We start from the raw sequence: 22,648 nt of genomic DNA, 5'->3' as shown, positions 1-22,648 counted from the left end.
GGGCGGCGGACCGGCTTGCGGGCCCCGCCGCCCGGGCGTGTGCGGCACGCAGTGCGACGGCATCCGCGCGGGCCTGTTCGGCCGTCCCGGCGAGTTCGCCGCGGGGCCGGGGCTGCGGGCCGTCGGCGGGCGCCAGGTAGAGCAGCACACTGAACAGGACCCGGGTCAGGTCGGCAGGCTCAGCGTCCGCGGCGAGCAGCGCCGCCAGCTCGTGCACACGCCCCCGCACCTGCACCAGGCCACCGGACGGTCCGGGGTCCCAGGCGCCGCTGGAGTCCACCAGCTGTCCGCACACCTCCCACACCCGCACCGCGTTCCGCACGCACCAGGTCTCACCGGCCGCTCACGCTCTTTCTCCCGCCGCGCCGCGGCCACAACGCCTGTCCCCGCCTCGTTCCGGGTGGGGGCGGCTCGTCCGGCGTCCTCCCCGCGGGCAGGGAGCCGACGACCGCGGCAACGGCGTCCTGGCCGGACAGCGGGCGGCGCCGCTTGCCGTACCGGCCCCGCAGCAGGACCAGCGCCTGGCGCTGTATCCGCGACCACTCCTGAGCACCCATCACCATTCCGTCAGCACCCCACTGTCGCAGGCGATCAGTCAGCGAAACGCTGACAAAAAGTGAGCGTAGGTGCGCCGCTCCCGGAGACGAGACCGGAAGCAAGAACCCGCCGCGATCCCTGCGGGCAGCGGCCCGTCACCGGGAACGGGCAGGTGAGACGTTTCCTCGGTATGACTGATCCACCCACACGGGTGGGTCTGCGGGGCATCCGGCACCCGACGGCCCCGGGCGCCGCTATCACAGAGGGCATGACCACCTCTGTGCTGCGCGGCCTGCCCGTCGCGCTTCTGGCCCTGCCCGCCCTCACCGCCGGGGCCGCACCAGCCTCCCCTCGCGCCCCCGCTGACCCACGCCGTAGCCGGGCCCGCGGCACCTGCCCCTCGCCGAGGCCGTCGAGCAGCTGCCCGGCGCCGCCGAGTCCCGCGAGGGCTATGTGCGGACCGCGTTCGAGCACTGGGTCGACGCCGACCACGACCGGTGCTCCACTCGGACGGAGGTCCTCATCGATGAGTCCCGCACCGAGCCGGTCTTCGAACCCAACTGCAGGGTGACAGAAGGTACGTGGTTCTCCTACTACGACGGGATGACCGTCACCGACCCCTTAGGTCCCGGACATCAACCACATGGTCCCGCTCGCCGAGGCCTGGGACTCCGGCGCCTCCGCGTGGCGTGCGGCCTACGCCGACGACCTCACCGCGGAGCGCTCCCTGTTCGCGGTCACCGCGAAGAGCAACCGGTCCAAGGCCGACCAAGACCCGGCCCGGTGGCTGCCCCGCTCGCCGATGCCCGCTGCACCTACGCGGCGGACTGGACGGCGACGAGACTGCGCTGGCACCTGACCGCGGACCGGGCCGAGAAGACGGTACTGGACGAGCTCGCCCAGGGCTGCGGACAGCGGGACGTCGAGTACGCACCCGCCGACTAGCAGCATCCCGGCCGCCGCATTCTTTAGGCCCTCCCCCGGGCGGGACCGGGCTGGAAATGACGACAGCCCTGCCACCCCTGCCAAGAGGAAGAGTGAAACCTGTGAAGACAACAGCAGTGCGAACGGCGGCGGCTGTGGCCGTGGCCGGTCTGATGGCCGCGCTGGCGCCGGTCGCCTTCGCGGACACCACAGGCCCCGGAGAGGGGGCCAGCAGGACCGTCGACTATCCCTGGGACACGAAGACCAACGGGCTGGAGTACCAGTACGTCCTGCCCTTCTACCAGAAGAACGGGCTGTACGTGCAGGATGTCGCGCCCGCCCGCACCCTCAAGGGTGACGGCCTCCCACACACGCTCAAGCTGCGCGAGGGAGACGTGGATCCGGCCACGCAGACCGGTGTCGACGACGGCGGAGACCTCAACTTCAACGAGCGAGTACAGGGGGGCATGAGAATGCTGGGCAAGTCCCTGGCGGACAAGTTCGGCGGGGGAGACATCTTCGACGCGATCATCCCGGGCAAGCCCACTGTCAGACCGCAGAAGACCGTCAGGTTCGACGTCAGCGACAGCTTCACCGTGACCCCCAAATCGCAGATCCAGGCCCGCCCCGTCTACTACAAACTCAAGACGGTCTCCGACATCTGGAAGAAGAATCCAGGCGACAGCCTCTACACCGTGGTGGAACGCGGGCAGGTCGACGATGCCGTCATCGGCATGGGCTGGCTCCTCATGTGCGGAAGGAAGGTCTGCAGCCCAGGCAAGGACTACGAGTCCAAGGCCGATCTCACGAACGCACAGCGCCGGGCGCTGGAGGAGGTGCCTCCCACCGGCGCCCCGGACCGCCCCTCGTTCACCAGGGACGATGTGAACAAATGGCCCTACAACACGGTCCCGATCCGCATCTGGCACCCCAACGACTGCTCCGCATCGACCAAGAGCGACGGCGGTTTGTCACGAGGTGGCACGGTGACAGTCCGCTGCGCCAAACCGGAGGACCAGCGAGGCCACACGTTCACCGGCTACCGCGTCGAGTACGAGCACAAGGTCCAGTACCTGACCTGGGAGAACTCCAGGTGGGGCGTAGGAACCTTCACCGAACCCGGGGAGACGGAGCAGGACCTGACCAACGCGACAGCCCTGCTCGAAGTACGGTCCATGCCGGCCGACGGCCAGGACAAGCGCCTGTACTTCAAGTACCTGCATCGCAGGCTCGAAACCGACAACTCACGGACCCTCGATGTCAGGATCGTCCCCGTGACCGACTGCACGGACTACAGGACGTGGCAGCCGATGAAGCCCACCCTCGCCGGCTGCGGCGGCTAGCTCAGTACGCCGCAGCCCGGCACCGGAAATGCACACTCCCTCTCTCCACGTAGACGGGGAGGGGGAGCCGGGACCAGGCCCCTCCACCAGAACAGACGCCGAACTCTCCAACAGCGGAACCACCGCGCCGCAGCCTTCGACGAGGGCCTTTCCCTTGCCCGTAGCTAGACACAGGCGCACAGACATTTCCTCCCAGTCGGCCAGCTCACCTTCGTCCGTCGTGCACGGCTGGCCCCCGGAGTCCTTGGCCGGCAGGGAGCACACCCCGACCATCGCCCCCCGCCCGCCATCGCGCGGCCACGCGGCCGCCGTCTGCACCGACAGGTCCAGCGTCGGCGCCGGCACGACCACCCGCCGGGCCCGAAGCCGCCGCGCGGCCGCCGCGGCGACGAGCGTCTTGCCCGAGCCGCTCGCAGCGATGCACTGGCCCCGCAGACCGTCCTCCGGCACGGGCCCGGCCGCGGGCACCTGGAGCGCGCGGCCGACGGGGCGTCGACCGTTTCGACCTGGTCCGGCCGCAGGACCTTCGGTGACGGCTGTCGTGGGCCGGGCGCGGGCACGGACACGGTTCGGGGTGCGGTGGTTGGGGGCCCGTCAGGCTCCGGGGTTCGATGACCGGGGCCGGCCGGAGCCCGACGGTGCGCCCATCCGCCCGTCCCGTCAACGCTGGCCTGGCACAGCGGTTACGGCCCGCGCCCATGGCCGTTGACACGGTCTCTCGCCCGGACGGCGGGTGATCTGCCGCCCCAGGGCAGCAGATCACCCGCCGTTCTGCGTGGGGCAGCCCGGTGGGGGCGTGGTGCCGGTCACGGGTGTGCCGGGGCGCCGAGTCCGGTGAGGCGGGCGATGGCGTCCTCGGCGGCCGGCACGGGGCCGATGAGCTGTGCCTGACCGGTGGTGTCGACGACGTCGCGGCCGCTGCCGAACCAGCGGAACGTCGCGGCCCTGTGCGGGGCTGGCCGAGCCGTGGCGCGGATGGATCTCTCCCACAGGCCATCGGCCCACCACGTGCTGGACTCGCTGCCCTGCGACCAGCCATCGCGAAAGGGATTCCCGTGCAGATCAAGCGTGTGGGTACCGTCACAGCCGCCCTCGCTCTCGCGTCAGCGGCACCGCCCTCACCACCACCCCCGCCACAGCCGCCGAACGCACCTTGAAGTGTGCCAGTGGCGGCCTGACAAGGGACCACGCGGAGGCTGGGCCCTGCAACCCGGTGGATGACCCGCTCTCAAGAGTTCCGAGCATCTGCAAGATTCAGTACGTTTCTGACGCTGACGGGGACCACCACCCGAACGCCACCGTCAAATGCGGCTGGGCTGACATGAAGTGGAACAGGAAGACTTCTGGAACGGCGGCGACTGCAAGATCGTCAGCCACCAGCCGTAGCTCGCTGCTCCCGTGCACGGCTGCAGGCAACGGAGTCGGGCCGGCACCGGCGGCGAAGCGGGGCACTCCCACTGAACCGAGCGACCCGACAGAGCGTGCCTGAGTCGCATCTATCGCTCGCCAGGGTGATCGTGCGGCGCCCGCCCCGCCCGCACCCGCGAAAGCGGACCGCAAGCCCGGCATCCCACCGCGCCGGGGGCCCTTACGGCGCATCGCCCGCACTGCCGGGCCTGCCCCGGAGGGTGCGGATCGTGCTGGAGGACAGCGGCCGGGCGCCGACGTTGTCAGGTGAATCCGGCGCGCAGCGGTGGTCGGCGGTCCGGACCTCCGCCCACCGTTCTCCGCCTGAGTACCGCCTTGCGCGGGTTCGAAGTGCACGCGGTGCAGCCACCCTTCGGCGCGGCCTGGGCAGCCGGGCGTGCGGGTCAACGGCGGACGTCGTGGCCGTGGCTGCTGGTGGCGGGCAGCGCCAGGACGTCGCCGATGTCGAGGCGGAGCATTCAGGCGACGGAGCCCGACGACGGGGGAGTCCTCGCTCATCCTCGCCACCAGCCGCACCTCAGCCCTGGCGCCCGCGCCCGCGCCCGCAGTGACACCTCCGTGCCCGGCGGCCTGCCACACCCGCGGCATCGCCTTCATGTACAGCCCGCCCGCCGCGGGAACCTGATCCTGGTCGTGGACGGCCACCCACGGCTTCAGCCCGTCACCGCTCGTGCGGTGCGCTTTATCTAAGACCACCAGGTCGACCGCGCCCAGGCGCCGCGTGCGGGCCCGGCGCAGCACGTCCACGGACCCGTACGTCCCGAACAGCGTGAGCGCCTCCAAATCCCGTACTCAGTCGTCCAGTTCACTGTGCGAACTGAGCGAACGCAGTCCAGTTACGCGCTGAACATGGAAGATCACCGCTCGGGACAAGGCCAGTTTCCTGAAGGGGACAGTCAGATGACGTAGGTCCTGACGGCGGCTCGCCAGCATCATTGCCCCGTCGGCTGCAGACCGACCCCGGCGTCCCGACCGAAGACATCAACAACAGGAAATGGTCACCTTGAACTATCGAATATCGCAAGGTATCCCCGCTTTGCCGAGAAAGCTCCTCTCCCTTCTTGTGGCGTTCATTGCAGGTATTTCGGTACTCACCTTCAATGCGGGTGCGGCGCACGCGGACACTCCCGAGTATCGAATTTCGCACGTCTATGCGAACTTGAGTGAACCTTGGGCGAATCCAGGACGAGTGTCAGGCGACTGGGGGAGATTTCTGCAGAGCCTCCGAAACGCTGTAGGGCACTATTACAGCGGTGAATCGAGCATCACTCAGAACATCCAGACCTACCCTCACTCGCTGGTGCGGGCGGACGTCAACGTGCAGAACGCTGAAGGGCATCAAGCGTCGCTGCGCCTGTGGTTCACACCGAACAACCTCTATCTGCGCGGCTTCACGACCACGAGCGTCGATGCGAGCAGTTCTTCCAATGGAGATGTGACGTACTACTTCAACGACTACGATCTCCCCGACCGTATGAACGGTCTGAGGGCCTACAGCCCGGACAGAGGGCTGCTGCCGCCGGCGAACTATGTCAGGCTTCCATACGGCGGCAGTTACCCCGCTCTGGAGCGCCCCGTCAGCTCGGGTGGACCCGGTGTGTCGCGAGACAACACTGAGATGAGTTACACCCAGTTCTACAACTCGGTCTTTCACTTGGCCTACGTTCCCGCGGGCACGACGCAGAACAATGGCACCAATTTCCGGACGACTGCTGCTTCGCTGATGCGCATGATCCAGGCGACTTCCGAAGCAGCCCGTCTGCGCGATGTGCAGGGCATCATCATCCAGATGATGGCCAACCACGGATACACGTTCACCATGCCCGCGCTGCAGCAAGAACTCGAAACCGACTGGGGATCCCTTTCCGAGTACGCGTACACCGGTACAGATTCCCCCGGCCACAACGTAGGCCCACACGTGCCGTACGTGACGACCGTTGCCAGAGCCCTTGGGTATCTGGCCATCCTATTGGCTCCATATCAGGGGAGTGGAGCCTGACCTATATTTCTCGTGGCGGGCCGTCGGATTCTCCGGCGGCCCGTTTCGGCCTGTCGGGTCGGTGACGGGTAGGACGATGACCCGGCTGCCGCATCGGGTGTGCGCCGGGTTGCACGGCTCCGGCTGGCGGTTCGAGTCCGTCGGGAGGGGCCGTTGCTGCTGGTCATTCAGGGGTCGGGAGCGTGTCGAGCCGCTGGATCGCAAACAGCGAAGGCAAACTCGCAGGTACCCACACCACCAAAACGCCACCAACTACCTGTACGACGCCATGATACTCGGCGGTTTTCTTTCAGTGGTTTTCGGTGTGAGGATTTCAGTGGGGCGTGGGGGCGCTGAGATGGGGGGTGGTGCGTCTGTGAGGGTGTGCTGAAGGTCTCCTGCCGGGGTCCCGCTGAAGAGGCGCGCTGGATTGGCAGGTAAGTGAAGCGCTGGCCTTGTAGGCGGCGAGGGGTGTGTCGATGGGGTTGGTGGCGGGGCCGCGCTGTCGTCTTTCGGGTGAAGCCGTGCGGCGTGTCGGTGTGGGTTGGTGGGGGAGGAACTCGACCAGGCGATGCCCACCCCGCTGTCCCGTGAGGTGCGGTCAGCCGTCTGCTGGCACTGGACGCACAGGGCGAACTCGCTTCACAGCATGTCCGGTTGGTGGCCTCGGCTGGGGGTGCCTCGGAGCGGACGGTGTGGAACTGGCTGAAGGCAGCCCGTCGGGAGAACTGCACCGGTCGTAAGGCTCGCTCGCGTTTCGTTGTGACGCCGCAGGTCCGTGAACTCCTCGTGGTGTGGGGCGGGAGGATCTCAGCGGTCCATCACGAGCTGGTCGCCGACGCCAGCAGGGATCCCGAACATGGCCCGCCCCCGTCTTTCCATCGAGCCGTGGCACGGGACGTGTCGGCGGGGGAGCGGGCGAGGTTGCGGTCGGGTGAGGCCGCGCTGCGTGGGTCCGACGTCTATGGCTAGCGTCCACCGACGCCGCGGAACGCGTGTTGGGAGGGGGCCACTAGCGGATCCCGGTCCAGGTCCGCATCGAGGGGCAGACTGTGTGCGTGGGTGACGTGGTTCATCGATGTCGCCACGAAAGCCATCGTGGGCGTGGCCGTTACACCGCATCAGCCGGGGCGGGACGCGGTACTGACAACGCTACGGACCGGCATCAGCCGCACCCCCGTTCCGGTCTTCGGCGACGACGACGGCGAGCCCGGCTACAGACATGGCACCAGCTTCGCCGGACGCGACAAGAAGCAGGCCTGGCGCTAAAACCTCGACCTCGTCAAGGACACCCACGACAACGCCGCCACCTACTGGTACGAAGCCGAACACAACAACTCCGACCAGTCCGGCGACGACACCACCGGCGCCGGCTGGGACGCACTGACCGACGACACCCGCGACAACTGGCCCGACATCCCCTTCGACGCCGTCTGCAAGGACGGCGACAAGTGCACCGGCAACGCAGGCCCGAAAGGACCGTGGAGACGCGGGGTGTGGTCAAGGGCCGGCTCGCCGTGCTGGCCGCCGCCGTGGCGGTGTTCGCTTCGGGAAGTGCAGGGGTGGGCGCTATCGAGGTCGATCCGCAGGCTCTGCCCGGGGTCTACCGCAACGGCGAGACGGGCGGGAAGATTCACTTGCACGACAACGGCCGGTTCTCTGTCACGGGCATCGAGGGGCGCGACCTTTGGTGGCACGGGGGCGCCGAGGTTTTTGCGTTCGGCGGTGCTTGGACCGCTGCTGGCCCGGAGGCGAACTTTGTGTACCTGAACTCCGAGGACACCAGCGGCGGCCAGGACAGAGGCGACATCCAGCTGTACACGGCGAGCACGACCAAGGTGTTCCTGCAACCGGACCCGGACAGACCCGTGACCCTGACACTCGTCAAGGGCACCAGCCCCTGACCGACTGCGAACCGGCTCTCAACGGCATGTCATGCCGTCTCTCGACACCGGCCCACGGTCCACCGCTGGGCGTACGCGAGGTCAGCCTCAGGGCCGATCCACTGCGTCATCCGCCCCGGCAGGCTGCGTCCATGGCGAAGACAACACACCCCAACCAAGCCTCCGATACGACCGAGCTCACCCAACACCTGGCGCCCGCCTGGGCGGAGCGCGTCGCGCACACCATCCCCCTGGTCGTCCTACCCGTCGGCCTCTGGCGGTTACCGATCGGCTTCGGCTACGCCATGGGCGGCGAGCCCATGCCCGCCGCCTGGTACAACGCCCCTTACGTCATCGCCCTGACGGTCCTCACCGAGATCCTCGCGCTGCTCAGCTTCGCGCTGGTCCGTCCCTGGGGCGAGACCGTCCCAAGGTGGGTGCCGAAGCTCGGCGGCCGCCGCATTCCCCCGGCCGCGGTACTCGTCCCCGCCACCCTGGGCGGCTGCTTCTTCACCGCGCTCGGCCTCCACTGGCTGCATCAGGCCCTGACCAAAGGAAGGGGAGCCTGGCCCTATGACCTGGGCTGGGACGTCCTGGCGATGACGGTGAGCGGACTGATGAACCTGTGGGGTCCCCTGCTCCTGGCCCTCACGTATGCGTACTACCGACGCCGCAGAGCCTGACCCCAGGCTGGAACCGATTCCGGGGAAGGAACCCGCAGGGGGCGCGGCGGCGGAGGGACAGCGAGGACGCGCACCAGGATTCCGGGTCATCCTTCGGGCGTACCTATCTGGGGGAGCGTACGACCACGGCCGCACAGTCGTCGCGGCTCCAGGCTGACGCGGGCCGGCGTATAGCGCTGAAGAATGACGGCAGTTGAGGCAATCAGCCCCTGACCGAACGCTCGACCACATCAGGCTTCGGCGGCTCCCGTGCGCAGGGCCCGTTCCCTTCTCCGTTCCGGTAGGACGGCTGCGCTGGCCGCCGCGTGGTCGCGCTGTCCGCGTCCACCACCGTGGTGAGCGCAGCCACAGCAGCGTTCGATGAGTCCGACGCCCGGCTGGAGCGGGCGAGCATCAGCGGCTCCGGCGTCTTTTGGCTGCCGTACTACACAGATGACGACGTCCGCGCGGTGACCCAGCGTCCGAGGTCTTCGGCCTGGACGATGACGTGGCCGGCCGCGGTCGGCAGGCTCCCCCCGCCGGCCACGTGAGCCTGCACGAGCCGCAGGCATCGTTGCCATCCGGGTCCCGGGTCGGGCACCATCCGGGGTCGACGTCGTCGAGCTGGCGGCGCCGCTCCTCCGTCACCGGCCCGGCCTCCGGCCCGGCAGGTTCCCCGGCTTCCCGCCGCGCGCTGATCCGGTCGGCGAGGCGGGCGGCGTCGCGCATGTTCTTGGCCCACTTCCCGACCGGGTACTCCGCCCACACCGCGGCCGCGGGGGCAGGAAGTGCCCGTGGGCCGCCGCCCACGCCCGGGCGGCGGTGAGCCCGTCGGTGAAGGCGTCCTCGCGCGGCGCCCACACCAAGCCCAGCCCGTCCAGCTCCCCGACCCGCTCCGGAACGAGCCGGCCGGCCTTGTAGGACCGCCGCTGGTGGGTGAGCCGCACCCCGAGCGGGAACCCGGCCGGGGACCAGTCTTCGGGTGTCACGAAGCCGTACGGCACGTTCAACGGCCCGCCCGCGCGCTCTTTCACGTAGCGGGCCGCGGCCTCGATGCCGCGCCGCCAGCGGGCGCCTTCCGATTCCAGGATCCGCAGGCGCACGGACCACGCGAGCTCCGCCGGATCCCGCGGGCTGGAGAACTTCAGCAGCTCCCGCGCCCGGGCGCTCACCGGCTCGGCCGGCTCGCCGTCCTCCAGGCCGTCGCCGTCCTCCGGGAACTCGCCCCCGTCAGCACTCTCAGAGCCGTCGCCGTCTCAACTGCCTCTCCATGCACGGGAGTCGGCGAAAGCCTCGCCAATCTCTGCGTCATGCGCGCGCAGGGCGTCGGGCGCCTTCGAGAGGCCCCACCGGTCGTCCAGACCGCGCTCATATTTTGAACGTGTTCAACTTTCTGTACTAGAGTGGATCCCAGGAGGGGATGAGCGATGAAGATCGTGATACCTGGGGGAACCGGGCAGGTGGGGACGATTCTGGACCGTGCGTTGACCGCGGCCGGTCATGACGTCCGGATCCTGACCAGGCGGCCCACGCACGCACGTGAGATCCGCTGGGACGGCGAGACGCTCGGCCCCTGGGCCGGGACCCTGGACGGTTGTGATGTCGTCATCAATCTGGCCGGACGCAGCGTCAGTTGCCGCTACACACCGGACAATCTGCAGGACATGATGGACTCCCGCGTGCGCTCGGCCCGGGTCGTGGGCGAGGCGATCCGGGCCGCCCCGCGGCCTCCCCGCCTCTGGCTGCAGATGAGCACCGCCACCGTCTACGCCCACCGACACGACGCGCCCAACGACGAGGCGACCGGCGTGATCGGCGGCAACGAACACGGCGTACCGGGGTACTGGGCCTACAGCGTCGAGATCGCCAAGGCCTGGGAACGCGCGCAGCGGGAAGCCCACACGCCCCATACCCGAAAGATCGCCCTGCGCTCCGCCATGGTGATGAGCCCAGATCGCGGCGGCGTCTTCGACGTGCTCTCATGGCTGGCCCGATGCGGCCTCGGCGGCCCGGTCGCGGGAGGCGCCCAGTACGTGTCCTGGATCCACGAGCAGGACTTCGTCCGCGCCGTCGAACACCTCATCGACCGCAACGACATCGAAGGGCCGGTCAACCTGGCAGCCCCCGCCCCCCTACCCCAACGCGCTCTCATGCGGGAACTGCGGACCGCCTGGGGCACCCCCATAGGCCTGCCCGCAACGAAAACGATGGCAGAACTCGGCGCCTTCATACTGCGCTCGGACACCGAACTGCTCCTCAAGAGCCGCCGCGTCATCCCCGGCCGGCTGCTCGACTCGGGCTTCACCTTCGACCACCCGCAGTGGCCCGAAGCCGGCCGAGACCTCGTCCGGCGCATCCGAGACGAACGGGCTCACCGGTCGAACGTACCGCTCCGCGCGAAGAGCAGGCGGTCGCGCCGAACGAGCTGAACAGGGGGCACACTCGCGCCTACGTGCAGCAGCACGGGGCTACCAGCCGCAGGTCACGCGCATGAGGCAGCCGGCACCACCGCGCCGCACATGGCTCTCCGGCAGTAGTGGTGCTGCTGCCCGACGAAAGACGTCGGACGGGTTCTGCGCAGGCCACGTCCGCGCCCCCTGACGCCGTTCAGATCCTCAGCGACACCGGGCTCGCCGACGGCGTCACTGCCGGCGCACTACGGGCGCGCAGAGCGATCTGCGCAACGTCCTCGCTGCGGTCCTGCGCCGCACCACCTGACACGCCCGGCCCGGCCGTGGCTGAGCGTACGGTCAGCGGTGGGCGCTGGAAGTGTCGCCGTGGCGGTGGGCGGCCCGCCGTGGCTGTTCCCCGTGGCCGCATCAGAGCCCACGGCAGCTGGGTACCGGTCGCCGCCTGACCGGCCGCCGTGACATGCCGTGTTTCGGGCCGCCGCCGGGACTTCGCGGACCCGGGCCGGCAGCGGTCACTGCGTCACGTACGCCCCTTTCAGGCGGGTGGCGGCGAGTACCTCGTACACGGTCGCCCCGGCCGTCCGCCGCAGGGCCTGCGGTGAACCGTCGGCCGGCGTGACGGTCACGCTCCCGCCGCGGCCGTCCCGCCCGCCCGCGAAGGTGAGGCGCTGCCACGGGTGGCGCCAGCGGCGATCGCCCCGGTCCCACATCTCTACCGCCCGATCTGTCGTCTGCAGCACCTGGCCCGAGCGGGACCAGCGCGAGCGCCCCCGGTCCGCGCGGTGCACGGTGTACCGGCTCAGCTGGTACTCGCCAGTTTCCAGGGACGCCCGGCGCGCCCGCTCCTCCCGCAGCGCCCGCAGGTTCGACGAGAACCCGAAGAGAGCCAGCACGAACGAGACCGGCACGGCCCACGGCCATCCACCGCCCGCACGCGCCCGAGTGCGGTGCCCAGCACCGCTCACACCAGCAGGAACAGCAGAACCCCTCCCACGGTGTGACGCTTCGAACGCCAGGAGGTCACCATGACCCCTGCCTCGGACGGGCCGGCGTGCGACGGCGGGGTGCGCGACGGTTCCCACAGGCCCCCGAACCCGCCCACCACGCGCCCGGCACGCCCCACGTCCGCCGCGCGATACTGGACCCATGCTCGTGGACACGGTGCGCACCAGACTCGGCTCCGCCCTCTTCTCCCGCGTGGCGGGCCCGGACGGTCCCGCAAACCGCGCCCGCATCCACGACACACCCGGCCCGCGCTGGTTCGCCCCCGACTCACCGGTGCGCACGGTGCACGGCGATGCCGCCATGTTCATCGGCGGCATCGCCGCCCTGCTCCTGCAGTCCCTGCACCCGCTGGCCATGGCCGCTGTCGACGCACACTCCGGGTACAAGGGCGATCCCTGGGGACGCCTCCAGCGCACCAGCACCTTCCTCGCCGTCACCACCTTCGGCACCGAGGAGCACGCCCAGCACGCGGTGGACCAGGTGCGCGCCGTGCACGGCCGGATCCGCGGCACCGCCCCCGACGGACGGCCGTACCGCGCCGACGACCCGCACCTGCTCACCTGGGTGCACACGGCCGAGGCGTACTGCTTCCTCGCCGCCCACCAGCGTTTCGGCGCCCACCCGCTGGAGAAGGAGAGCTGCACGCGGTACGTCGCCGAGTCGGCCCGCGTCGCCCGCGCCCTGGGCGCCGACGACCCGCCCGCCGACCGGACCGCACTCGTGCGCCGGCTGAACGACTACCGCACCGAACTGCGCGCGACCCCGGCCGCCCGCGAGGCCGCACGGTTCCTCCTGCTCACACCGCCGCTGCCCTGGGTGGCACGCCCGGCCTACGGGGTGCTCGCCGCCAACGCCGCCGGGCTGCTGCCCGGCTGGGCACGGCGCGCGCTGCTGCTGCCCTACATCCCGGTGGTGGAGGAGACCGCAGTGAGGCTGGGCGGCCACGGGATGACCCGTGCCATTCGCTGGGCTATGCGCTCTCCAGCCTGACCGGTCGGACGTCGGCCGGGCCTGCACCAGATAGGCCAGCGCGGCGAGCACCTCATCGGCCGGCGTCGTCGCCGCGGGCAGGGAGCCGGTGGCCGCGGTGACGGCGTCCTGGCCGCAGAGGTTGTGCGGGCGGGAGGCAGCGCACCACGCAGGCGGGTGCCGGTCTCCATGGAGGTGCCGAGCATCCCGCTGATCACGGCGAACCGGCTGGGCCCCGGTGGGCGTTACGGCTGGGCGTCCCGCTGCAGGCCGCCGAAACGCTGCCCGCGCACGTGCGTCCGGCAGGGACCGCGCAACCACGCCGGACTCTGGTCGAAGCGGGGCGAGGTGGGCCTCGCTCACGCCTGACGGTGGCGGGCTGACCGGTCAGGCCGTCCGTCCGTGAGTATCCCCGATCGGCGACGATCTCCACGATCACCGACAAGGTGACGGCCGGCATGGCCGAGTGGTCCAACCGGCCGCTGGACCGCGTTCACCCGGTCCTGTTCGTCGATGCCATCAAGATCCGCGACGGGAACGTGGCGAATCGCCCGATCTACATCGTGATGGCCGTGACCGCCGAGGGCCACCACGACGTCCTCGGGATCTGGGCCGGTGACGGAGGCGAGGGCGCGAAGTACTGGCTGAGCGTGTTCACCGGCCCGAAGAACAGGGGCTCGACGATGTCCTGATGCTGGTCTGCGACGGACTGAAGGGCCTGCCGGAAGCGGTGGAGAGCGTCTGGCCTCGAACGATTGTCCAAACCAGTGTCGTTCACCTGCTGAGGAACAGCTTCCGGCACGCGGCCCGCCAGGACTGGGACAAGATCGCCAAAGCGCTCAAGCCCGTCTGCACGGCCCCGAACGAGGCCGCCGCGACGGAGCGGTGCAGCGAGTTCAAGAACGCCTGGGGCACGAAGTACCCGGCGGTCGTCCGGCTCTGGGAGAACGCCTGGGCCGAGTTCGTGCCCTTTCGCTCCTTCGACCTCGAGATCCGCAAGGTCATCTGCTCGACGAACGCCATCGAGTCCGTCAACGCCCGTATCCGGCCGCCTGACCCGCACAAAAAAAGACTGGATCAGCCGCCTACTGGACACACCCTCAGTTGCCGCTTTGAGTGTCACAGCGAGCCAGGCCTCATGCCCTCAGCCAGAAGGGGTGTCCTGATGAACTCAATCGTGCAACCGGATGGCGTCGCAGGCGAGTGGCCGGATCGAGTGGCCGCCGTTCGCCGCGAGCTCGCCGAGCACGGGCCGCCGCGGCGGCCCGAGGGGGGTCCGGACTTCGCCACCGTCACGCTGCCGGAGCACGACTGTGATCAGGTACGTGACCTCCTGATGGACGAGAGGGTCGGCAAGGTCGTCGAGATCGGACTTGCCTACGCCAGTTCGGCGCTGGCGATCGGCGAGGCACTGCTGCGCACCGATTCACGGAATCCGCAGCACGTGGTGATCGACCCGTTCCAGTTCACGGCGTACGACGGCGTCGGGTGGGAGCTGCTGTGCAGCGTCGGCCTGGACGGCATCGCCGAGCTGGCGACCGAACCATCGCAGCGGTTCCTCGCCCGGCTGGCCGACGCGGGCTTCACCGCGGACGCAGCGTTCGTCGACGGCAGCCACCACTTCCACAACGTCTTCGTCGACCTCCACTTCCTGAGCGAGATCGTCCGACCTGGCGGCGTCGTGCTGCTCGACGATGTCTGGTGGCCTTCGGTCGGCGCTGCCGTGGCGTACTTCGAGACCAACCTGGGGTGGCATCCGATGCCGGGCGCTCTGGTCGACGGAACCACCGACCCGGCCGGCGGTCGGCCGCGGACCGGCGCCTACCGGCTGCCCGACCCGCGCCCGACGCCGGACTTCAAGGAGTTCCGACCGTTCTGATGATGCGGGCGGGACCCGCAAGGCTCCTACTGACCTTCAAAGCGTGGTGTCGTAGAGGCTGGCGCCTCATGATCCCTGCGATATGCAGACGGCATGAGGTATGCGCAAGGGGGTGGACTGACCGAGGAACGGCGGGTCGTCCGCGAGAAGTTGAGGATGGAGTCGCCCGAGCGGTTCGCCCAGGGCGACGAGAACTCGGTCATCGCACACGACCTGCGGGTCAGCGTCCGATCGGTTCAGCACTGACGCAGAGCCTGGTCGCAGAACGGGCCCCGGGCCCTGGCCTCCACGGGCCCGGCATCACTGCCGCTGCTGAGCGACGAGCTGTTCGCCGTACTTGAGCGGGAGCTGGCCAAGGGGCCGGTCGCGCACGGCTGGCCGGACCAGACCTGGACCCTGTTGCGGATCAAGACGCTGATTGGGCGCCGCTTCCATAAGAGCTACACCGTGCAAGGGGTGGCCGCCCTGCTCAGCGGCATGGCTGGAGCTGCCAGGTCCCGCCCGCCGCGCGATCGAGCGGGACGAGGCGGCGGTGGCCGGCTGGGGGAAGGAGACCTGGCCGAGCGTGGAAGAACCGTGGCGGCGCTCCACGCCTGGCTCGGCTTCGAGGACGAGGCCGGCTTCTCGATGACGCCGCCGACCACCCGCACCTGGTCCCGCCGCGGGCACCCCCCCCGTGATCCGTGTCCGGGGCCGCTCCCGCCGCCGCTTATCGGTCGCCGCCCTGTCCTGCTACGAGGCCGGCGAACCCTCACAACTGATCTACCGGCCCTGCCCCGACGCCCGGCCCGACGGGCACAAAGCTTCTCCTGGAAGGACTACCGCGACCTGATACAGGCCGCCCACCAGCGGCTCGGCGGCCCGATCGTGCTGGTCTGGGACAACCTCAACGCCCACCTCACCGCCGGCATGCGCCGCTACATCGCCGACCGCGACTGGCTCACCGTCTATCAACTACCGCCCTGCACACCCGACCTCAACCCGGTCGAGGGCATCTGATCCGCCCTGCGGCGCACCACCACGGCCAACCGCACCCTGGCCGCGTGACCGAACCTGTCACCCATCCTTGCAGCAGACCCGTATGACTAGAAATATTTCACGCCCACCGCATACCGATCGCGGACAGCATGTCCATCCGCTCCGGTGTCAGCGTCGCCGCCCGGCTGCGCTGATTTCCGATCCAGGCACCCAGCTTGTGTTCCCGCTCCTCCTGGTCCTCCGCCGACGATTCGCTCGATGTGCTTCCTCGGGACCTGGAGGTGCCCCTCACGCTCGTAGAACTGCTTGGCAGCCTCGTAGTTCAGCGCCCACTTGTCGGCCTGCGTACGGCGCTTGGGCTTCTCGTCCTCGCTGGCGGGCTCGATCCCGAGGACCTGTTCGCACATCCACTGCTGCACGGTCGTGAGCTGATCCCAGCCGAGCCGCACGGACTGCACCCACCGCCCGAGGTCCTCGCCCTGGCGCACGACGTCGCCCACCTCGGTGGGCAGCGCCTCGCCCGTGTTCACGTGCACCCGGACCAGGTGAAAACACCGCTGCCACGTCACCGGCCAGCTCGGGCACCAGGACGCGTCGATCTCCTCCAGTTGCTCACGCGGCTCGTCCGACAGCGCCCCGGCCGACGACTCCACCGGCAGCCCCTCGGCACGTCGCTGATCGATCTCGGCAGCCTTCCGGGCGGCGGCCCGCGCGTTCTTCAGGAAGATGCCCACCTTCGCGCCCTGGAAGGTGGCGTCCGGCGGGGCCCGGAGGTGCCCGTGTTCGGCCGCCCGCCCGCGCGTAGCGGACAGACCTTCCTCCCACGCGACGTCGTAGTGCGACCAGATCATGCCGAGCTTCTCCGAATGTGTGACGCGGTCCTCGTCCATGTCGCCGCGGGCGTAGAACCGGCGGCAGTCGGCGGTCCACTGCCCGAGCGGGACCCCGGCGAGTGAGGCCGGCCACCCTTCGCCTTCCGCCTCCTGGTCGTCGACGGCGGGCACGCGGAACGTGAACGGCACCCGGAGGTCGCCGTGCTCGCGGGCGTAGATGACGGCGGCCTCCACGCCGCGCCGCCAGTGTTCGTGCGCCGGGTTGAGGACCCGCAGGTTGATGAACGCGGCGAGGGTGGCCGGGTCGCGGGGCGTACTGAACTTCAGCAGGGCCTTGGCGGGGGCGCGACGCCCCCGGAGCCCTCGCCGCTCCCGCCCGCCCCGCGCTCTTCCCGCTGTCGTCCTTGCTGACGGGCTTGTAGCGGCTCGGGGCCTGCTGCTCCGCGAGGCTCTCCACGATCCGCGCGTCGTGCGCCCGCAGCGCCTCCAAGAGCTTGGCCAGCCCGCCGAAGGCACGAGAAGTGAGCATGTTGTCCGCCGTCTCGCCCGGCCCGAGCAGTACCGGCACCACGAGCGAGGCCACCTTGCCCTCGCCCGGCTGCATCCGCAGGGCGCGCCCCACGGCCTGGACCAGGTCGGGCATGGAGCCGTGTACGTCGGCCCAGTACACGGAGTCGCAGTTCTTGGTGTCGACGCCCTCGCCCAGGACCTTCACCGAGCACAGGAAGCACTTCTCCACGACGGTGCCGTTCGTGGCGATCCCGGCCGCGAACTCCCCGAGCAGTCGGCGACGGTGGAGCGGCTTGTGGTCGCCGCACAGCCAGTCCGCCCAGATCGTCTTGGGGTACAGCTCGGGGTCGCTGGCGTGCAGCTGCGTGCCGACGTCGGGAAGGCCGGCCGCGAACGCTTCGGCCTCCTTCACCACGTGGTGGAAGACCAGCGTGCGCCGGAAGTTCTCCTCCGCCGACGCCTTCACCAGGGCGGTCTGCAGAGCGGTGAGCCGGGCCCCGCGGACCTCTGCCGAGCGGCTTTCGGCGCCAAGGAGCTGCGCGGCCTGGGGCGCGGTGTCGGTGACATCCACGCATACGACCTGGTAGGGAGCACAGATTCCCCGGTCGATGGCCTCCGAGAGGGTGAGGGTGAAGCAGCGGCTGCCGAAGGGGCCCTCGGGGTCGTCTTCCATGCTCGCGACCAGCTCGCCGGGGGCGCCGGCCTCGTCCTCGTCCCCGAGCTGCCACAGCCGGGGCGTGGCCGTCATGTAGAGGCGGCGCAGGGACGGGATCTTCTGGTTGTCGTGGACGACCGCCCATGGCTTCCCGATCCGGCCCGAAACCCTGTGGGCTTCGTCCACGACGATCAAGTCCCAGGCCGCGAGGCCCCCTGCGTGCGCCCGCTCCAGCGTGCCCAGACCGAGGCTGGCGTACGTGGCGTACACGGTCACCTTCTCCAGGCCCCGTGTCCACTCCACCAGCTCGTCCACGTCCGTGGTGTTGGGGAAGGACACCTCCTCACCCCGCAGCGAGGACACCCCGATCATCGGCCCCCGGCGGCCCCCTCGCGCCACGCGGCCTCGGTCTGCGCCAGCAGGTCCAGAGAGGGCACGAGCACCAGCACACGGCCCGCGTGGAGCTCCCCCGCGCTGCGGACCGCCACCCGGGTCTTCCCGGTCCCGGTCGCCATGATCACCTGCGTCCGGAGCCCTCGCTCGGGCGCAAGTGATCTTGCAGGCAATTCGAGGGCGCGCACGACCGCGTGGCTTCTCGCTGGGCTGCCTCGCGCTGGTCAACGCGGCACGTGCTCGTCATGTTGCTGCGTGCTTCTCCTAGTTGGTGTGGGCAACCGCCCCGGGCTTCTCGATCGTCCCTGGGCGGGTGAGATTTCGTAGTGGTGTTCTCGCTCTCGGGCAGTGTGTGCTCCTCGCAGTAAGGGCGTTACCCCGCGTTCGGCGTGGCTTTTTGAGCCTGCCTTCCAGGGTCGGAGTGCATCTCTGCCTCAGGAGGGCCGCGCTGGGCCGAGCAGCCATGTTGTTACTGCGTGGTCGAAGGTGAGCGAAGCAAGATGCGGTAGATGCGGCAGCCGTGTCTGGGGCGGCCCGACACAATATGTGTTTGACGGGGTTCAGACAGTGATGAAACGGTGCCCTCGCGTCCCCCATAAGGGTGACGTCCTATTCAACAACTCTCCGCTGACCACGGGGAATACAGGGGGGAAACGCATGCCCTTTTCCGTCGGGCTCAAGGCGGCGGTGGCTGCCACTGCGGCCATATCAGCTCTGCTCGTTCCGGCAGTCGGCTCGGCGTCCGCCGCGTCTCAGGGGTCCAGTGAAGGGGCCCTGGCGGCGGCAACCAGCAGCTTCGACGCCAAATGCAGGAGTCACAGCCGTACCTACGTCCTGAAGAAGTACTACCGGGGCCCGAAGGCCTTCACGCTCCGCTGCGGCACGAGCACGTGGGGCTGGAAACACATCAAGGCGGGGCACGGCTGGAACAGCACGATGGACCGGAAGATCAACGCGGCCATCTGGTCCGGCGACGCCAATGGCCGCGGCGGCTACTCCACGTACCTCAACCAGTGCCCGCGCGTGGAGAAGTTCCGCACCATCATCGGCACCCCGGCCGGAACCAACGACCTGCTGACCGCCTACAAGGTCAACCAGCCGGCTGTCGCCAGCACCCCGCGCTGCTAGAAATCAGGTCAGGGGACGCGGGACGAGACAGGAAGGGTGTGTCGGCCATGGCAGCAGAGACACCAGCCAAGCAGGCACTGAGCAGCTCCTACGTGGCTGCTGACGGTGTGCAGTTCGATGTCGCACAACTGTCGGTCGAGCAGCATGCGGACCGCCGGGCGACATTGACGTACGAGCTGTACGTGAGACGCCCCAGCCATCCAGATGAACACTGGGTGGTCACCCTGCCCTGGGACGACAAGTCCTGGGCTGATGTGTTTACCTCGCCCGCGCCCCCTGCCGACCGGCTGCACCAGCTCGTGCACCTCGTCCATGCCCACCTCGAGGAGTGGTGGGACACGAAGGGATACAACCGGAAGTCGGCAAAGATGGGACGCCGAGTCGCCTGACGGTCAAGCGGATTCTGAGTTCGTGGTCGAGCAAACCCGCGTATCTGTGAGTCGTGCCGCCCCGCGTCGTTGAGCCGGAAGTGCCCGGCTCCTTGTACCCGCGGCTGCGCGACGGCCTGTAGCCCGATGCCCATGCCGGCTCTGGCCGGGCGCGATCGGTACCCGCCGCCACGGTGCGCGCGACTGTCGGCCGGCCCCGCGCCGACCTCATGACCCGGGCACAGCCGGACGTTTCGGCCGCGGGCGGTCGCGGGGGAGGTCAGGCAAGACGTTTCCTCGGTATGACTGATCCCCCCACACGGGTGGCCCCGGCGCATCCGTGCCCCGGCCCGGCCGCGGTCCGGCTATCACCGGGGCATGACCATGTCTGTGCTGCGCGGCCTGGCCGTCGCTCTGCTGGCCCTGCCCGCCCTTACCGCCGCGACCGCGCCCGCCTCCGCCTCGCCCGCGCCGACGCCCGGGCCCGTCTCTGCCGCACCGGCCCACGCTGTAACGGGGCCCGCAGGGCCTGCACCGCGGCACCTGCCGCTTACTGACGCCGTCGCGCAGCTGCCGGGGGCTGCCGAGTCCCGTGAGGGGTATGTGCGGACCGCGTTCAGGCACTGGGTCGATGCCGACCGGGACCGGTGCAACACCCGAGCGGAGGTCCTCATCGGCGAGTCCCGCACCCAGCCGGTCATTGAACCCACCTGCAGGGTCACAGCAGGCACGTGGTTCTCGTACTACGACGGGAAGACCGTCACCGATCCCCGCGTCCTGGACATGGTGCCGCTCGCCGAGGCCTGGGACTCCGGCGCCTCCAAGTGGACGCCCAAGCGGCGTGAGGCCTACGCCAACGACCTCGACGCCGAGCGGTCCCTAGTCGCGGTCACCGCGAAAACCAACCGGTCCAAGGCTGACCAGGATCCGGCTCAGTGGCTGCCCCCGCTCGCTGATGCCCGCTGCACCTACGCCGCGGACTGGACCGCCACCAAGCTGCGCTGGCAGCTGAGCGCCGACCGGGCGGAGAAAGCGGCGCTGAAGAGCCTGGCGCAGGAGTGCGGGCACCAGGACGTCGAGTACGTACGGGCCGGCCAGAACGCCGGCGCCGCCGGGCACTGATTCCGAGGGGCACACGCCCCTGCCCGGGTGAGCGATCAGGCGCCCGGGCCGTGCGGTCGGATGCACTGATCATCAACCCGTCGACGCCAGGAGAACCATGTTCCGCAGCACCCCGCTGTGCGTGACCTCGCCTGCCCCCGCCAGTGCGGCCCGCCGCCCGGGGCCGCCTGCAAGAGGCCGGTGGGCCGCCCGGGCTGCAGCAGCGGCAGCCTGTGCCCTGCTCAGCACCGCGGCGGGCGGCCCCGTCGCAACAGCGGACACGCCCCACTGCCTCCCCACCAGCTACGACCTCCCCGGCGCGCACAGCCAGTTCCTGGGCTGCCGCACCACTTCGGACGTCCTGCTGCACAACGAGAGGGTCTTCAAGCCGAGACGCCTCTTGACCGTTCGTGAGAAGTTCATCGACTACCCGGGCCCACAGTCCTCCGCATCCCCCGGCAAGAGCTGCACCATCACCGCGATCCATGGCTACGACCGGCAGGGATACGGCAAAGGGGGCTATGCACAGGTGGTCGACGGCGGTATCGGCAACACCAGCGTGAGAATCCGCCTCTTCACTGACGAGCGAAACAAGCCCTTGAGGTTCGGGGTCGAAATCTACGGTGCCTGCACGCGCTGAACCCGGCTCAGATGCAGCGGTGCGCGCTGGGCGGCCGGCCGAGTCCGCGCACCGCTGAGGGTGAACCGCGACATCGAGACGCCGGGCCGGCTCCCCTGGCCGGACTTCGTCGACCTGGACGAGGTCTGCGTCCTTCACGCCACGCTCTTCCTGGGCCCGGTGCTGGATATGGGCCCGCTGCCGGCCCGCGCGGTCCTCGACCGCGCTGCGGCAGACGCCGCGGCCGGCCTGCCGCCGGCCGACCGGCCGCGGGCGAGTACGCCGGCCGGGCGTGGTCCGGCCCGCTGACCTTCGTGTGGCGCACCGGCGGCGACCTCGGCGTCACCTCCCGACGGTCCTGGACCGGCTGCACACCCTCGCCGAACCCCTCACCCGCCCGGCGGCCGGGGAGGAACAGGAGCTGCCTGCGGGCCTGCTGGAGTCCCGCCCGGCGGTGCGCGCGCTGGACTGGCTCCTGGACTACGCCGCCGCCCACGCCTCCCAGGACGGCTGGATGCCCGGCGACGTCCTGGACCTGGCCGCCGCCGTTCTGACTGCCCGCGGAGACGACCAGGCGGTCGTCGATGTGCTCGGCGCGCACCTGCCCCTCCTGCACCCCCCTCCTGCACTGCCGCTTTCACCGCCGCCCACCCCGAGCTCTACGCCCTCGTTCCCGGCTGGCCCTCGGTGGCCGCCGCGTGGCTAAGCGAAGGTGAGGCACTGGGCCGCCTTCGGGCCCGCAGCCCGTGGCAACCGTGCTGGCACTGACAGGTTGACCACGCCCGCATCTGGCGAATCCGCCGCGATGGGGAGCGTCCCGGACATGGTGAGGAGATGTGGCCGTGGGTTTCCCGTCACCCTTCAGTCATTTGCATGCGTGGAGGGCGTACTTCGCGTACGAGACCTGACCGCATATGTCTTTCTTGCGTCGCTTTGGCTCCCGGTAGGGGAGGGGCTCGTTCCTGCCCGCATGAAGGGTGACTTTGGGGGAACAACGCGCCGTTCTGTGAGGTTTCTATGTGAACGTGTGTGCCCTTCGTGGCC

General features: G+C 69.6%; 18 protein-coding genes and 6 pseudogenes. 18 read left to right on the top strand and 6 right to left on the bottom strand.

The features are described from left to right. Positions 1-1,320: 1,320 nt before the first annotated feature. The 6 genes and pseudogenes from ACIBW6_RS30485 (at position 1,321) to ACIBW6_RS30460 (ending at position 8,776) form a co-directional block, all read left to right on the top strand. Entirely contained in the window at positions 1,321-1,482 is a 162-nt protein-coding gene (locus ACIBW6_RS30485; RefSeq protein WP_399065249.1) for a hypothetical protein, read from the top strand. Between the two features lie 101 nt (positions 1,483-1,583). Further along, a complete protein-coding gene (locus ACIBW6_RS30480) occupies positions 1,584-2,804 on the top strand; it encodes a hypothetical protein (protein WP_399065247.1) in 1,221 nt (406 codons plus the stop codon). Positions 2,805-5,226: 2,422 nt separating this feature from the next. After that, positions 5,227-6,231 carry a ribosome-inactivating family protein gene (locus ACIBW6_RS30475; protein ID WP_399065245.1) on the top strand — a complete coding sequence of 335 codons (1,005 nt, stop codon included), beginning with the start codon at positions 5,227-5,229 and terminating at the stop codon, positions 6,229-6,231. 1,158 nt (positions 6,232-7,389) lie between these two features. Further along, positions 7,390-7,665: pseudogene (locus ACIBW6_RS30470) on the top strand (hypothetical protein); the annotation flags it as partial. Further along, positions 7,662-8,114 (top strand): hypothetical protein, encoded by a 453-nt coding sequence (locus ACIBW6_RS30465; RefSeq protein WP_399065462.1) that lies wholly within the window; start codon positions 7,662-7,664, stop codon positions 8,112-8,114. The pseudogene ACIBW6_RS30470 and the gene ACIBW6_RS30465, both read left to right, overlap by 4 nt. Before the next feature lie 131 nt (positions 8,115-8,245). After that, positions 8,246-8,776 (top strand): hypothetical protein, encoded by a 531-nt coding sequence (locus ACIBW6_RS30460; protein ID WP_399065242.1) that lies wholly within the window; start codon positions 8,246-8,248, stop codon positions 8,774-8,776. A 623-nt stretch (positions 8,777-9,399) separates the two neighbouring features. Here the strand turns inward: ACIBW6_RS30460 and ACIBW6_RS30455 are convergent. Continuing rightward, entirely contained in the window at positions 9,400-9,927 is a 528-nt protein-coding gene (locus ACIBW6_RS30455; RefSeq protein WP_399065240.1) for a helicase associated domain-containing protein, read from the bottom strand. Between the two features lie 255 nt (positions 9,928-10,182). Here ACIBW6_RS30455 and ACIBW6_RS30450 point away from each other — a divergent pair, with 255 nt between their 5' ends. Then, positions 10,183-11,184 (top strand): TIGR01777 family oxidoreductase, encoded by a 1,002-nt coding sequence (locus tag ACIBW6_RS30450; protein ID WP_399065237.1) that lies wholly within the window; start codon positions 10,183-10,185, stop codon positions 11,182-11,184. A gap of 494 nt (positions 11,185-11,678) precedes the next feature. Here the strand turns inward: ACIBW6_RS30450 and ACIBW6_RS30445 are convergent, their stop codons facing one another. After that, the gene (locus ACIBW6_RS30445; RefSeq protein ID WP_399065234.1) at positions 11,679-12,074 is read right to left on the bottom strand and encodes a hypothetical protein; all 396 of its coding nucleotides are present in this window, start codon (positions 12,072-12,074) and stop codon (positions 11,679-11,681) included. Positions 12,075-12,312: 238 nt separating this feature from the next. Here ACIBW6_RS30445 and ACIBW6_RS30440 point away from each other — a divergent pair, with 238 nt between their 5' ends. The 5 genes and pseudogenes from ACIBW6_RS30440 to ACIBW6_RS30420 all read left to right on the top strand — a co-directional run. Next, positions 12,313-13,161: an oxygenase MpaB family protein gene (locus tag ACIBW6_RS30440; RefSeq protein ID WP_399065231.1), complete on the top strand. Its 849-nt coding sequence runs from the start codon at positions 12,313-12,315 to the stop codon at positions 13,159-13,161. Between the two features lie 401 nt (positions 13,162-13,562). Further along, positions 13,563-14,188, top strand: a pseudogene (locus ACIBW6_RS30435) (IS256 family transposase); the annotation flags it as partial. A 90-nt stretch (positions 14,189-14,278) separates the two neighbouring features. Then, a complete protein-coding gene (locus ACIBW6_RS30430) occupies positions 14,279-15,019 on the top strand; it encodes a class I SAM-dependent methyltransferase (protein ID WP_399065456.1) in 741 nt (246 codons plus the stop codon). Between the two features lie 93 nt (positions 15,020-15,112). Next, a pseudogene (locus ACIBW6_RS30425) lies at positions 15,113-15,650 on the top strand (winged helix-turn-helix domain-containing protein). Then, a pseudogene (locus tag ACIBW6_RS30420) lies at positions 15,647-16,015 on the top strand (transposase); the annotation flags it as partial. The pseudogenes ACIBW6_RS30425 and ACIBW6_RS30420, both read left to right, overlap by 4 nt. A gap of 100 nt (positions 16,016-16,115) precedes the next feature. Here ACIBW6_RS30420 and ACIBW6_RS30415 read toward each other — a convergent pair. The 4 genes and pseudogenes from ACIBW6_RS30415 to ACIBW6_RS30400 form a co-directional block, all read right to left on the bottom strand. Next, on the bottom strand, positions 16,116-16,289 hold the full coding sequence (locus ACIBW6_RS30415) for a helicase associated domain-containing protein (protein WP_399065228.1): 174 nt from the start codon (positions 16,287-16,289) through the stop codon (positions 16,116-16,118). A gap of 361 nt (positions 16,290-16,650) precedes the next feature. Beyond that, positions 16,651-17,064: pseudogene (locus ACIBW6_RS30410) on the bottom strand (helicase associated domain-containing protein); the annotation flags it as partial. 427 nt (positions 17,065-17,491) lie between these two features. Then, positions 17,492-18,013 (bottom strand): annotated as a pseudogene (locus ACIBW6_RS30405) (helicase); the annotation flags it as partial. 350 nt (positions 18,014-18,363) lie between these two features. Continuing rightward, positions 18,364-18,510, bottom strand: a complete 147-nt coding sequence (locus ACIBW6_RS30400; protein WP_399065225.1) for a DEAD/DEAH box helicase family protein — start codon at positions 18,508-18,510, stop codon at positions 18,364-18,366. Between the two features lie 535 nt (positions 18,511-19,045). On the opposite strand from ACIBW6_RS30400, the gene ACIBW6_RS30395 reads away from it, so the two are divergent. The 6 genes from ACIBW6_RS30395 to ACIBW6_RS30370 all read left to right on the top strand — a co-directional run bounded on the left by ACIBW6_RS30395 (position 19,046) and on the right by ACIBW6_RS30370 (position 22,310). Continuing rightward, positions 19,046-19,516 carry a hypothetical protein gene (locus ACIBW6_RS30395; protein WP_399065223.1) on the top strand — a complete coding sequence of 157 codons (471 nt, stop codon included), beginning with the start codon at positions 19,046-19,048 and terminating at the stop codon, positions 19,514-19,516. Between the two features lie 47 nt (positions 19,517-19,563). After that, positions 19,564-19,905 (top strand): hypothetical protein, encoded by a 342-nt coding sequence (locus ACIBW6_RS30390; protein WP_399065221.1) that lies wholly within the window; start codon positions 19,564-19,566, stop codon positions 19,903-19,905. A gap of 357 nt (positions 19,906-20,262) precedes the next feature. Continuing rightward, positions 20,263-21,006 (top strand): DUF1524 domain-containing protein, encoded by a 744-nt coding sequence (locus ACIBW6_RS30385; protein WP_399065219.1) that lies wholly within the window; start codon positions 20,263-20,265, stop codon positions 21,004-21,006. A gap of 97 nt (positions 21,007-21,103) precedes the next feature. Continuing rightward, a complete protein-coding gene (locus ACIBW6_RS30380) occupies positions 21,104-21,625 on the top strand; it encodes an MBF2 family protein (RefSeq protein ID WP_399065218.1) in 522 nt (173 codons plus the stop codon). A gap of 60 nt (positions 21,626-21,685) precedes the next feature. Then, complete coding sequence (locus ACIBW6_RS30375) at positions 21,686-21,913, top strand: hypothetical protein (protein WP_399065215.1); 228 nt, start codon at positions 21,686-21,688, stop codon at positions 21,911-21,913. After that, positions 21,897-22,310 carry a hypothetical protein gene (locus tag ACIBW6_RS30370; RefSeq protein WP_399065212.1) on the top strand — a complete coding sequence of 138 codons (414 nt, stop codon included), beginning with the start codon at positions 21,897-21,899 and terminating at the stop codon, positions 22,308-22,310. Before ACIBW6_RS30375 ends, ACIBW6_RS30370 begins: the two co-directional genes overlap by 17 nt. Positions 22,311-22,648 lie beyond the last annotated feature (338 nt).

The organism is Streptomyces sp. NPDC049813, from assembly GCF_044465085.1.
Lineage (GTDB): Bacteria > Actinomycetota > Actinomycetes > Streptomycetales > Streptomycetaceae > Streptomyces.
The sequence above is the reverse complement of the archived record's forward strand: the minus strand, read 5'-3'. Positions and strand labels throughout refer to the sequence as shown.